9 protein-coding genes are annotated in these 12,225 nt (G+C 56.0%); 3 read left to right on the forward strand and 6 right to left on the reverse strand.

Annotation, left to right across the window (positions count from 1 at the left end; genetic code table 11):
* Positions 1 to 71: 71 nt before the first annotated feature.
* Genes BN8_RS02135 through BN8_RS02145 form a run of 3 tightly spaced genes read left to right on the forward strand, consistent with a single transcriptional unit; the run spans position 72 to position 1,812 of the window.
* Positions 72 to 437 (forward strand): response regulator, encoded by a 366-nt coding sequence (locus tag BN8_RS02135; protein WP_040005251.1) that lies wholly within the window; start codon positions 72 to 74, stop codon positions 435 to 437.
* A gap of 8 nt (positions 438 to 445) precedes the next feature.
* A complete protein-coding gene (locus tag BN8_RS02140; protein WP_040005252.1) occupies positions 446 to 1,255 on the forward strand; it encodes a CheR family methyltransferase in 810 nt (269 codons plus the stop codon).
* Positions 1,237 to 1,812: a chemotaxis protein CheB gene (locus tag BN8_RS02145; RefSeq protein WP_009280134.1), complete on the forward strand. Its 576-nt coding sequence runs from the start codon at positions 1,237 to 1,239 to the stop codon at positions 1,810 to 1,812. Before BN8_RS02140 ends, BN8_RS02145 begins: the two co-directional genes overlap by 19 nt.
* A 270-nt stretch (positions 1,813 to 2,082) precedes the next feature.
* On the opposite strand, the gene BN8_RS02150 is transcribed toward BN8_RS02145, so the two are convergent.
* The 6 genes from BN8_RS02150 to BN8_RS02175 form a co-directional block, all read right to left on the reverse strand.
* The gene (locus BN8_RS02150; protein ID WP_009280135.1) at positions 2,083 to 2,523 is read right to left on the reverse strand and encodes a nuclear transport factor 2 family protein; all 441 of its coding nucleotides are present in this window, start codon (positions 2,521 to 2,523) and stop codon (positions 2,083 to 2,085) included.
* A 15-nt stretch (positions 2,524 to 2,538) separates the two neighbouring features.
* On the reverse strand, positions 2,539 to 3,156 hold the full coding sequence (locus BN8_RS02155; protein WP_009280136.1) for a DinB family protein: 618 nt from the start codon (positions 3,154 to 3,156) through the stop codon (positions 2,539 to 2,541).
* A gap of 83 nt (positions 3,157 to 3,239) precedes the next feature.
* Positions 3,240 to 4,055, reverse strand: coding sequence for a DUF6597 domain-containing transcriptional factor (locus tag BN8_RS02160; RefSeq protein WP_009280137.1), 816 nt, complete (start codon positions 4,053 to 4,055; stop codon positions 3,240 to 3,242).
* A gap of 585 nt (positions 4,056 to 4,640) precedes the next feature.
* Positions 4,641 to 7,469 carry a bifunctional YncE family protein/alkaline phosphatase family protein gene (locus tag BN8_RS02165; RefSeq protein ID WP_009280138.1) on the reverse strand — a complete coding sequence of 943 codons (2,829 nt, stop codon included), beginning with the start codon at positions 7,467 to 7,469 and terminating at the stop codon, positions 4,641 to 4,643.
* Positions 7,470 to 7,576: 107 nt separating this feature from the next.
* Positions 7,577 to 9,061: a SusD/RagB family nutrient-binding outer membrane lipoprotein gene (locus BN8_RS02170; protein ID WP_009280139.1), complete on the reverse strand. Its 1,485-nt coding sequence runs from the start codon at positions 9,059 to 9,061 to the stop codon at positions 7,577 to 7,579.
* 15 nt (positions 9,062 to 9,076) lie between these two features.
* Entirely contained in the window at positions 9,077 to 12,205 is a 3,129-nt protein-coding gene (locus BN8_RS02175) for a SusC/RagA family TonB-linked outer membrane protein (RefSeq protein ID WP_063827448.1), read from the reverse strand.
* Positions 12,206 to 12,225: the final 20 nt, after the last annotated feature.

Here is a 12,225-nt window from a genome sequence, read left to right on the forward strand (position 1 = left end):
GGTGGAATTTGCAACCTGTTCAAACAGAGAAAGCCGTAAACGTAAAACCACAAACCGTAAACCTTAAGACTATGGAGAAAAAACGAGTATTGATTATTGACGACGACGTGCGGAACATCTTTGCCCTGACGGCCACGCTGAAGGCAAAGGGGTACGAGTGTCGGTCGTGCCAGAGTGCCCCCGAAGCGTTGGATCTCCTGAGTGCCGACGCGGTTGTCGACGCGGTCCTGATCGACATGATGATGCCGGACATGGATGGGTACGAGGCCATACCACGTATTAAGAATATACCTGGCCGGAGCAATATGCCCATCATCGCGGTGACGGCGCAGGCAATGGTCGGCGACCGGGAGAAATGCCTGCGGGCCGGGGCTACCGACTACATTGCCAAACCCATCGACGTCGATCGGCTCCTGGCGCTGCTATCGCGTATCTGAGTGTTATTATGATTGAGGAAGAAGAAGTTACGCTCTTATTGAGTGATCTGCTGGAGCTTTATGGCTATGATTTTACCCAGTATGCCCGCGCGTCGATCAAGCGTCGGGTCAACCGGTTATTGACGCTGGACAAGTTTCCGAGTTTTGCCGAATTGCGGTACCGGGTCCGTAATGACGCCGATTACCTGAAACGATTTGTGGAGGAACTGACGGTCAACGTCACCGAAATGTTCCGCGATCCGTCGTTTTACCGGGCACTCCGGAAGGAGGTGCTGCCCGCGTTAACCGCCAAGCCCTTCATCCGGGTATGGCACGCAGGCTGTTCAACGGGGGAGGAGGTATTTTCGATGGCCATTCTGCTCAAAGAAGCCAATCTGCTGCATAAGTCGCTGCTCTACGCCACCGACCTGAATCCTGAGGTGCTGGAGGTAGCGCGCAAAGGTATTTTTGCACTTGCTCCGATGCGGCAGTACTCCGAAAATTACGTACTGTCGGGGGGGACAGCCGACTTTTCCAGCTATTATACCGCGCAGTACGACTACGTCAAATTCAACGAGGAACTGACCCGGAAGATGGTTTTTTCGACCCACAACCTGGTGTCCGACCGGTCGTTCAACGAGTTTGACCTGATCCTGTGCCGCAACGTACTGATCTATTTCGACAAAACCCTGCAGGATCGCGTACTGACCTTGTTCGACGAGAGTCTGGGTATGCTCAGCTTTCTTGGGCTGGGGTCGAAGGAGACGCTGCGTTTCTCGAGCATCCGACAGAAATACAAACAGGTAGGCAGCGAAAAGATATGGCGGAAAATCGAGTAGTCAGCAACAGCGCCATGGTTGTCATTGGGGGCTCAACCGGCAGCATCGACGTATTGCTGAATCTACTCCCGGCATTGCGGTCACCTCTACCGTTTGCACTGGTGATCGTGCTCCACCGGAAAAGCACCTCCGATACGTCGCTGGCCGATCTGTTTGCGCTGAAAACCAGCCTGCCGCTTCATGATGTGGAAGATAAGGACGTTATCTTGCCGGGACACATTTACCTGGCTCCGGCCGATTACCATTTGCTGATTGAGCACGACGGTACGTTCTCGCTCGATGACTCTGAGAAAATCAACTACAGCCGTCCCTCCATCGACGTCACGTTCGAGTCGGCTGCTGACGTATATGGCCCCGCTCTAACCGGAATCCTGCTATCGGGGGCCAACGCCGACGGAACGGCCGGCCTGAAAGCTATTCAACAAGCCGGCGGCCTTACCATCGTCCAGCGGCCTGACACGGCCCAGGTCGCCTACATGCCCCAGCAGGCCATCTTAAACACCCGACCGGATTACGTACTGGATGTGGTAGGGATGGTAAGGTTGTTGGAGAGGTAAGTTATGCTACAATAACTGCTACTAAATTCGTGAAGTAAAGCGGAACGTTGAGTTCAGGACTCTTTCTCCAGGCAACACCGACGAGTTGATGTTCTCCCGTTTTTTACGTGGAACCCACACCCGTGCGGAGTTTAATGCCTAAGTGATTCATTACAAAAACTGTCTGTAATGAATCACTTAAGCCTGAATAACCGTATACGCTACGTTTAACTTACCATACTACGGTTTCTCACTATCTGCTGGTTACTATTCAATAGCCTGTAAGTAGTGTTAAGCGCCTAACTGCCTGCAGAAACTGGCATGGTCCCAGTCGATATCCAGGTGGGTGATACGGTCAGCAGTGTCGAAGCGGAAAACAAAGATGTGATCGCTGTTAAAGCGAAGTCCCTGGTTAGCAATGCCCATAAAATCCTGAGCTTGTGTCCCGAAGATGGCAACGCTGGCCCTGATGGTATCGCCGTCGGTGACTAAACTATCAACAGTGTTGTCTACGTCCGGGAAGCAGTCCATGATAAGCTGCCAGACGCCCTGGCCAAATTCCCAGAACGAACCTTTACCATCTTCGCCCATCGGCATAAAATGAACGGTAGCATCCGGAGCTGCTAATTGGATCATACGGGCCGTATCCATGTCCTGGTAGGCCGAAAAGAATGCCAGACAAGCGCCCTTGCGGGTTTGCTCAGTGAGCGAGATTTTGCGTATAGTTTCCATTGGTTGAAGGGAAGATTATTTTTTCAAAGCGGTTTCTGTGGGGTAGTTGGGATGTTGCTTGATCTTGCGAATCTGCCGTAGGTGCCGGTCGACGTGCCCCCACTGATAGATGTACACCTGGTGTAGGTTGCGGGGCGATTGGGTGGCTGTTAACTCAAACTGCGCCCGCATGTCGGCCTGCGTCGTATCGGCAAACGTAATGGCCTGATCCCGTAGCGTCCGAAAGAACGTCAGGTTGTTTTTGCCCTGGATAAAGCCGGTTGGTCGTGAATAAGCCTGGGATTGGTGCAGCTTGCTCTCCATAATAAAATCTAGGTAATAACTGTCGGGCTTGCTGGTGGCAATAAGGTCAGGACGGGCGGTATTGCGGACACCCATACCGATTTCGCGAGCCCAGATGATTTCAAACAACGCGAGGTGTTCAACGACCTCGGCAATGCTCCAGCGGTCGGGCGACTCGTGGAAGTGCCACTGCGCATCGGTCAGGTGTTCGGTTTCCCGCGTCAGTTCATCGCGGGTACGTTTGAGGTTATCAACTGTGTAGCGTCGGTCGGCCTCGGTCCAAAGCTTCTGGGCGTAGCTGGTCGTGATTGCCAGCGACAGCATAGTCAGCAGAATTAAGCGTTGCTTCATCGTTTGTCTTAAAAAAGAGGTGATTCCTGACGACAAAACTACTGGAGCCCCCGAACGGACTATTGTACAAATGCGACATTCGCTCAGGACAGGTACTGGGCCAGTTCTTGGTTATCCTTGATGTAGAGCGTTGGGCGTTTGCCTAAAAACTGCGTGAACTCGCGGATAAAATGCGATTGATCGTAGTAACCACACTGATAGATCAGGTCGTGCCAGTCAGTCACCTGCCAACGTTGGTTGGCGAGTTGAGCGCAGAGATGACCTACTCGGCGAATGCGGGCAAAATACTTGGGACTTACTCCTACTTTGTGCAAAAACTGCCGTTCAAACTGCCGTCGGCAAACGTACAGTTCGTCCATTAACTCGCCGACGTTGATAATACCTTTGCGCTCGATGATTAGATTCGCTACGTAATCCGTCCGGTCGAAGGAGTTCCCTTTTTTCTTAAACTGCTGATGTAAGAATTGGTCAAGTAGTTGAATTCGCTCGGTTAAATTCCCTGCCTGTATAATCTGCTCGTGCAGGGATTGGCATCTATTGCCTAATACATCGATCAGATTGATGCGCTCGTCGGTAAACTCGTACATGGGTAAACCAAACAGCGACGCCAGACCCGACGGCTTGAAGACGACGCCTATCATACCGATTTTTCCACTCAGCTCAAGTGCATAGCTGTGCGTGGCTTGTCCCGTTAAAAACGCGGGCGGAACCAGTAGTTCGTTGTGTTTGTCGTTGTAAAGGCGATAAACATCGCCGTAGTTAAACACCATCGACGCATAACCACTTGGGGGCGACTCAATGCGAAGAGGGGCGATCTGCATGTCGCGTCTTTCCCATACGAAGTAACATTCCACGTAGGGGGACAAAGGGATAGATGGAGCGATCTTGCGGTAGTACATGAGAAGCCTCAGCCCTTACGCTGCTGATTTGCCTCAATGTTAGCGAGGTAAATCACAGCCGATCCTCCTTTTTTATTCATCGGTTGCGAATTGAAAAAATAGTGAACTTAATCTGACCTTGACCTCTTCCACACAAAGCAGTTGTAGCATCATTGGTGCGATTGCTCCGCTCTACCCAACCGGGTCGCCAGAGCGATGACAACCCATTGAGTGTCGGTTCATCCTCTGTATGGTTATAGTTTTTCGACTATAAAGATGACATGAGTCTCCACTTTCTCAATTAGCCAACACGCTCTTAGTGTAACTAAACACCAAGATCACGGCTGAGATTGGAGGGATTACAGGAATCTGTTTAACGCATACACATCAAGTTGTAAACTTCGCTCGAGCCATAAAGCAACCCCATCTTCTCCAATTAAACATCGATACACCTTCGGCACTTTAATTACCAGTCAGTGTACTGGCTATTGCAACAGTACAGTCATATTGATATCTCTCTAACAAGCAAATGCCTTATGTAAAACCATGCATAAGGCATTTGCTTGTCTTATGACCATAAGCATCCTTTTGCTCAAGGTTGCTGGCTTATTTCGATTTGGACTTCTTTTTCGTTTTCTGCTCCCGAAGTTCCCGGTCCAGTTTTTCGCTGTCCTTGATCATCTGCGCCGGGTTGTCCATCTCCGAATTGGCTTCTACGGCTTTCCAGTTAAACTTCTCGTCCAGAGGGGTCAGGGCCTTCTGCGGGTCGAACAGCCGCGCATCTACGGGTTTGGCATTGTAGGGCGTGAAATCCGGCTTATTCGTGAACAGGTCCGACAGGTCGGAAGCACCGGCGTCGTACTGGTTTAGGTACGGCGTGTTCAGCGTGTGCCAGAACGTCTTGAAAATACTGCCGAAGCTGTAGTGTGCCGATCCGACATATCCCCGTTTGACATAGGGTGAAATGACCAGCAGCACGCTCCGGTGCGCATCCACGTGGTCGACACCCCCCTGCGAATCGTCTTCGGTGATGACGATCGCCATGTTTTTCCAGTACTTCGTACGCGACAGGTATTCGACCACCCGGCCGATAGCCAGGTCATTATCGGCCATGTAGCTGTGCAGGTAGGGGTAGCCGTCTTCCGGCCGCTCGCCTGCTCCGTGGTCGTTGGGAATGCGGAGCGTCATGACAGCGGGCAATTCCTTACCCGACTTGACCCAGCGCATGTCAGCCTCTTTGATGAACTGGTCGACCCGGAACTGATCGGGGATGGCGGTGTTGTAGACCGGGAACATCCGCGACGAGTTTTCCCACAGCGAACCGGGCAGCGGAAAGTTAGCCAGGTATTTAACACCCAGCGGCTTGAAGTCGCGGTCGTTCAGCCGGGCGTTCAGGCCCAGGCCCAGGCCGAAGTTAAAATACGTGATCCTGTGGCGGTCGAAGTGATCCCAGATGGAACCGTGTTCGTTGTAATCTTCGGGATAAATCGCGCTTGATGAACCCGTTATGGCCAGGTTACCGGGAGCTTTGGAGTTAGCGCGCATGCTCCGGTTATTGCCGTAACTGGCCGACGTACTGGTTTCGACCCACTGGTTCGGATACGTACCCACCAGCCAGCGGTGCCCATCGGCGGAGTGGTCGGCATCGACGTAAAAATTATCGGCCACGGCAAACTGACGGGCCAGGGCCAGGTGATTGGGCATCACAGACACCCCCGAAAGCGCGGGCGTACTGGCATTGCGGGACGCGATACTCACGTTTTCACCAAAACGTGCAATCGTCGGGTCCCCGTTGGCCGTCGTCAACTGACCAAATACCTCGTCGTACGTCCGGTTCTCTTTCGAGATAAACACCCAGTACTTGATCGGCGACGTTTTTTCGCCGGGGCGGCCCGGAATGGGATTATTGGTCCGCTGACCGGCACTGGCGGGTTGAAACGTAAAGTTGTTGGTAATGACCTGCTGCGTGTAGCGTGCCAGGTCGGCATCCGCCGGAATCGGCAGAATCGATACGGTACCTTTCATCAGTTTTCCGATGTTGCTGCCTTCGGGACCGGGGGTAAACGTACGGCCACCGTTCGGGCCGCTGCCGTAGCCTTTGGCGTTGCTCACAATCAGTTGATTGTCGCGGGTGACGGCCAGCTTGGCCGGAAACCAGCCAACCGGCAGATGCCCCAGCACCCGGCGCGTCGGTACGTCGATGATACCCACGGCGTTGATACCGGCTTCGGCTACGTACAGGCGTTTCTGATCGGGCGAGAGCGCCAGCCCGAACGGGATGATCCCCCGCAGATTACCCAAGCGCGGTTCGGGATTCAGAAAGATGTTGTTTAGCATCGCGTGCGTCCGGGCGTCGATCACCGATACGCAGTCGTTATTGCCGTTGCTGACAAACACGTAGTCGGCCGTAGCGACCAGTGAGTTGGGGCTGGCCCCACCCACGGCGGGAATGTCTTCCAGCTTCTGACCAACCAGAATGCCCGTTTTCGTTTTGGCAATAACCTGTGGCGTCGCCCCGCCTACATCGACCGTCCAGACCGAGAAGGACTCGGGTACATTGGGATCACCCAGGCCCGGCACCCGAACCGAATCGGTTTTTATCCCCTCGCGGGCTTCGCGGCTGTTGACGCCAAAGGGCGGAAACGTCAGGGCCGTACCCGCCATATTCTTAGGGTCCAGACTTTCGACGGGTTTGTAAACGAACATACCGACGTTGGCAACGTAGACCCGTTTTTCGTCGGGCGAGAGGGTTACGCCAAACGGATACCGGCCAACGGGAACGCTGAACCGCACCTGCTTCGACGGTACGTCGATGACCACAAGCCGGAAGCCAATCTGGTCAACGGCGTAAATCGTCCGGCCGTCGCGGGTCAGGACCAGATCCCCAATGTAGCCGTGGGTATAGTCGGCGGAGTCGGTTTTGGCCGAGCAGTCGATGAAGCCGCGCGATTCGCCCGTGGCCAGATCAAATTGGTAAACGCGGTTTTCCTGGCCACCGGCTACGTAGATGGTCTGGCCTGCCGAGCCACCGCCGTTGTCCGGCGAAATGGCCAGCCCCATGAATACCGAAGCCAGCACCCCCTTGTCGGAATTGGCACCGGGCGGAATCTGCTGCACTGCCGGCACCGCTTCCCGGATTTTCCGGATAATGCTGATTGAGAGCGGGCTGGTACCAGAATTGGCCGTCACGACCGTATTGCCGTCGGGGCTCAGCACCAGACCGTAGGGGTGCGGTGCTACGGTGACCTGCCGACCCATCGGCGTGATATACCGGCCATTGGGCAGAATAGTCGTGCCGTTGCGGTCAATGCGCGTGGGTTGTTTACCCGCCGGTGCCGAGATGAGCCATTGATTGGTTTGCTGCGACAGCCCCAGCAATGGCAGCAGGCAGAGGACCGCTACCGTAAATTTTCTGATCGAGAACGTGTGCATCATGTAGTCAGGAAATAGGGTTGGTTCTAAGTAGCCGTGTTCCCTGAGCGGACGAAAACCTAATCGCCACCCAGGGAACAACGGTCAGTAGCCAGTAGGCCGGTGCGGATTTAGTTGCCCATCCACCACAGCCGGGTATTGATATCGTCGGGGCCCTGCACCTTCACGGCCTCCGTGTAGTTCGTCCGGTTGGTCACCTGCTGGTTGGTCGGGTACCGGAACCGGACTGGAATCCGGTTGGAGTTGTTGTTCACGAACGACGGCTGGAGCCGCGGAAAACCGGTGCGCTTCCACTCGTGCCAGCCTTGCAGGTCGTTGAAATACAGGGCGATCCATTTTTGCGTCGCAATCTGCTCCAGCGCCCTGTCGGCCGTTAACGCAACGGTTGGCTGCGCCAGGTACTGGGGCGTGACGCTGATGTTCGTTCCCGACATCTGGCGGTAGTAGTCAACCGACGCCTGGATACCGGCCGTGTAATACGTCGAGGCATTGCCCGTGATCCAGCCCCGCTGAGCGGCTTCGGCCAGGATAAACTGCACCTCGGCGGCCGTCATAATTAGGCCCTGCGCCGGTACGGCTACCTGCAAGCCCCGGTAATACGACGACCCCAGCGCCGACACCGTCCGGTCGATGCTACTCCCCAGGTTCTGATCGGTTTCGCCGTTGCGGACGCCCGTGTACACCAGCGGACCGCGCCCGGCCGTGAACGCATCCTGCGACGCGGCCGTCGGCTGGGCAAATACGGCCAGTCGCGGGTCCTGCAGGGCATTCAACTGATCGGCCAGGGTCTTGCTCAACCGGCGGTCGAAGAAGAAACCGGACCGCTGGCCTGTGAGCGGGTACAGGTTCGGCGCTTCTACGTAACGCAGTACGGCGTTGTCGGCATTGGTCAGAATCAAGGGGTTGGCCGCAGGGTCAGCGAGGATCTCGCGGATAGCCGCCGACGGATCGACCCGCTTCGACTGGCGCACCAATACCCGCAGCCGCAGCGAATTGGCCAGCCGTTTCCAGCGGGTGATGTCGCCGTTGTACAGAATATCGCTCCGGACCATACCGCCCGTTGCCGACAGCAGCCGGTTGGCCTCGACGAGATCGGCCAGGATGCCGCGGTAGATCACCTCCTGACGGTCGTAGGCCGGGGCATAGATCGGATTTTCTTCCTTGCCTTTCAGCGCGTCGGTGTAGGGCAGATCCCCGTAGGCGTCGGTCATACGGGCGTAAATCAGCGACTTCATCACCAGCGCGATGCCCTTGTAGTTGTTCAACTGCCGTTCTTCAGCGATTTTGTAGAGGTTGTTCACGTCGCGAAGCACGGTGTAGCCGTTGCCCCACGTATCGAACGAACCCCAGATGTAGCGGTCGGTATTCGGTTCGCGGATTTCGGTCGCGTACTGTGCCACTACGTTGCCCGTTGAGAAGGCTTCGTTGACCATCTGGTTCACGGTACCCCGGATGACGGTCACCATCAGCAGTTCAGGATTAACCACCTCGGGGTTATTGGGGTTGGCGTTAACCTCCTCAAACTTGTTGTCGCAGGACGTTGTGAAGACGCCCAGAACGGCCAGTACAGCGATAAAAAAGTAGGTGCGTTTCATGATCGTCAGTAAGGTTTACAGCCGGAAGTTGATGTTGAAGCCAAGGCTGCGCGCCGACGGCAGCGACATATCCTCGATGCCAGGCAGCAGGGTGTCCCCGCTGATACCGGTAGTGTCGGGATCGATGTGCGGCACTTTTGTCCACAGGAACAGGTTGCGACCTACCAGCAGTACGTTTACATCGCGGAACGGCAGACGGGTCAGCCAGCGATTCGGCACCTGGTAGCCAAACTTCAGCTCCCGCAGTTTCAGGAACGTCGCGTCAAACGTGGCCTGCTCGGGGTTGAAGAAACCTGAGCCCCAATAGCGCTCGGCCGTTACGTTGACATCGTTCGGCCGGAATGTACCGTCCGGGTTGCGGATTACACCCGGTCCTACGTAGCCATTGTCACGGCCCGGTAGTGACTCTACCAACTGCCCGGCTTCGTTGCCGCGAACGTACATGTACGAATAGATGCTGCCGCCCTTGCGCATATCCAGCAGGCCGCCCAGCGTGAAGCCTTTGAATGTAAAGGTGTTGTACAGACCGCCCGTCCAGTCCGGATTGTAGTTGCCAACTTTAATCAGTTCGTTGGTGAACAGCGGCAACCCATCGGCGTGGATGATGTTACCCTGCGGATCGCGCAGGAAGCCCCGGCCATACATGTCGCCCATCCGGCCGCCGACCCGGGCCTGCACCGACACGTAGCGGCTCGGCAGCGAATACGTATCCAGGCCATCGACGAGTTCCACCACCCGGGCGCGGTTGGTCGCCCAGTTCAGGGCCACATCCCAGCGGAATCCGTTGCTCAGTTTCACCGGCGTTGCGTTCAGCACCACTTCCAGCCCCCGGCTGCGGATTTCGCCCGCGTTCAGGAAGCGGGACGTGTACCCACTAGTCTGATCGAGCGGAATGTTGATGATCTGGTTGCGGCTGACCGTATTGTAGTACGTCACGTCCAGACCAAGGCGGTTGTTAAAGAAGCGGATGTCGGTACCAATTTCGTAGGTATCGACCGACTCGGGCTTCAGGTCCGCGTTGTTGATCACCGACGATTCCGATACAGCCTGGTTGCTCTGCCATGGCGTGTTGTAGTTGTACACGTTCCGCAGGCGATATGGGTCGGTGTCGTTACCTACCCGGGCCCAGCCTACCCGCAGCTTCGCAAACGACAGCGTCTGGGTTCGCAGCCGATCAAACAGATCAGTCAGCACCACGCTGGTGGCCACCGACGGGTAGAAGTACGAATTGTTACTGGCGGGCAGCGTACTCGACCAGTCGTTGCGGGCCGTCAGATCCAGGAACAGTGCGTTTTTGTAGCTGACCTGCCCGAAGCTGTACAGGCTGTTGATACGGTACCGCGAATCACTCTGGATGTTCACCAGCGGTACCTGCGAGTTACCCAGGTTGTACACGCCCGGCACACTCAACGCATTAGCCCGAGTGCTTAGTTCGTCCCGACGCTGGCGCATCTGGTTCCCGCCCACCGACACCTTGAACTGCCAGTCGCTGGACAGGGTCTTGTCGTAGGTAAGGAGGAAGTCGGAGTTGCGCTCTTCGAAATAATCGCGGTCCTGGCTGTACATACCCAGCGGGAAGGCGTTGCTGCCGAACGTCCGGCGACGGTCGGCGCGTTCGTTGCTCATGTCCATACCCGTCCGCACCAGTAGGCTCAGTTCAGGCGTAAACTGATACGTAGCGGTGATATTCCCTGTCAGGCGGTTGCGTAAGAGGCCGTTCAGGTTCTCGTACATGGTGTAGTACGGGTTGTCGTTGAACTGGTAGTTGTACGTAAACGGCTGCGTTCCTTCCAGTCCTTTCACCCAGTAATCCCGCATTTTGTCGGTGCGTACCTGCCGGCCTTCCCAGATCCAGGTGTACACGATCGACTCGTTACCGTAGCTAAGCACCGGCCGGTTGTTGCTGATCGTGTAGAAGTAATTGACCCCGGTGCTGATGTGCAGCTTGTTGGTCAGCGCGTACTTACCGGTGATTGAGGCCGTGTGGCGCTGCTGATCGGTGTTCGGCACGATACCGGTCTGGTTCAGGTTGGTGTACGACAGGCGGAAATTACCGTTGTCGTTGCCGGCGGTCAGAGCGATGTTGTTGGTCAGCGTCCGGCCTACTTCGTAAAACTCCTTTACATTGTCGGGATACGGCACCCAGGGCACCATTTCACCCGTTTTCGGTGGCCATTCGGTATTGACCGGCACGGCGATCATACGACCGTCGAGTTTAGGGCCCCAGCTACGGCCACCGTCGCCGATGTTGTACTGACCACCCCGCCCCTGGCCGTATTCGTTCTGGTAGTCAGGCAGCCGCAGCACCGACTCAAAACTGGTCGTTGAGTTCACCGATACACCGACGCCTTTCTTGTTTTTGCCCGACTTGGTTGTGATCAGGATAACGCCGTTGGCTGCCCGTGACCCGTAAAGTGCGGCTGCATTGGGGCCTTTGAGGACCGAAATCGTCTCCACATCGTCGGGGTTGATTTCGGCGGCTCCGTTGCCGTAGTCGATGTTCTGCCGTTGCGACGACGCGCTGACGCTGTTGTTAATGGGGATACCATCCACCACGAACAGCGGCTGGTTGTCGCCGGCCAGTGACGTTTCCCCCCGGATCACAATCCGCGACGAGCCGCCAATGGAGTTGGAGCCGCCGGTTACGTTCACACCCGCTACTTTACCCGCCAATGAGTTGATGAGGTTCGTTTCGCGGGCCTGCGTCAGGTTGTCGCCTTTCACTTCCTGTACGGCGTAGCCCAGCGCCCGTTTCTCCCGCGTAACGCCCAGGGCCGTCACGACGACTTCTTCGAGCTGGCCCGCGTCGGCGACCATCCGAACCTCGATTACGTTCTGGTTGCGAATGCGGACCGTCTGTCGCTGGTAGCCAATGTATGAAAACAGCAGCGTAGAAGCCGAATCGGGTACGTTCAGCGAAAAGTCACCCGTTGCCGACGACAGCGTACCGATCCGGGTACCTTCGACGACGACGTTCACCCCTGGCATCCCTTCGCCCTGCTCATTAAGGACTCTCCCCCGAATGGGCCGCTCGGCCAACCGGGCAAACACCGCGGTTGACAGGAGCAGAAAGCTGACACACACCATGAAGCAGCGGCCGACTGCTGACCAACAGCGCGACCGGATCGGGCATGGCGATGCCATACCTGATGTTGTTTCACAAA

The sequence above is a fragment of the Fibrisoma limi BUZ 3 genome (assembly GCF_000296815.2).
GTDB classification, from domain to species: Bacteria; Bacteroidota; Bacteroidia; order Cytophagales; family Spirosomataceae; genus Fibrisoma; species Fibrisoma limi.

Coding starts and splice junctions, on each gene's coding strand:
- BN8_RS02135 (WP_040005251.1), top strand. CDS start 72: ATGGAGAAAAAACGAGTATTGATTATTGACGACGACGTGCGGAACATC.
- BN8_RS02140 (WP_040005252.1), top strand. CDS start 446: ATGATTGAGGAAGAAGAAGTTACGCTCTTATTGAGTGATCTGCTGGAG.
- BN8_RS02145 (WP_009280134.1), top strand. CDS start 1,237: ATGGCGGAAAATCGAGTAGTCAGCAACAGCGCCATGGTTGTCATTGGG.
- BN8_RS02150 (WP_009280135.1), bottom strand. CDS start 2,523: ATGGAAACTATACGCAAAATCTCGCTCACTGAGCAAACCCGCAAGGGC.
- BN8_RS02155 (WP_009280136.1), bottom strand. CDS start 3,156: ATGAAGCAACGCTTAATTCTGCTGACTATGCTGTCGCTGGCAATCACG.
- BN8_RS02160 (WP_009280137.1), bottom strand. CDS start 4,055: ATGTACTACCGCAAGATCGCTCCATCTATCCCTTTGTCCCCCTACGTG.
- BN8_RS02165 (WP_009280138.1), bottom strand. CDS start 7,469: ATGATGCACACGTTCTCGATCAGAAAATTTACGGTAGCGGTCCTCTGC.
- BN8_RS02170 (WP_009280139.1), bottom strand. CDS start 9,061: ATGAAACGCACCTACTTTTTTATCGCTGTACTGGCCGTTCTGGGCGTC.
- BN8_RS02175 (WP_063827448.1), bottom strand. CDS start 12,205: ATGGCATCGCCATGCCCGATCCGGTCGCGCTGTTGGTCAGCAGTCGGC.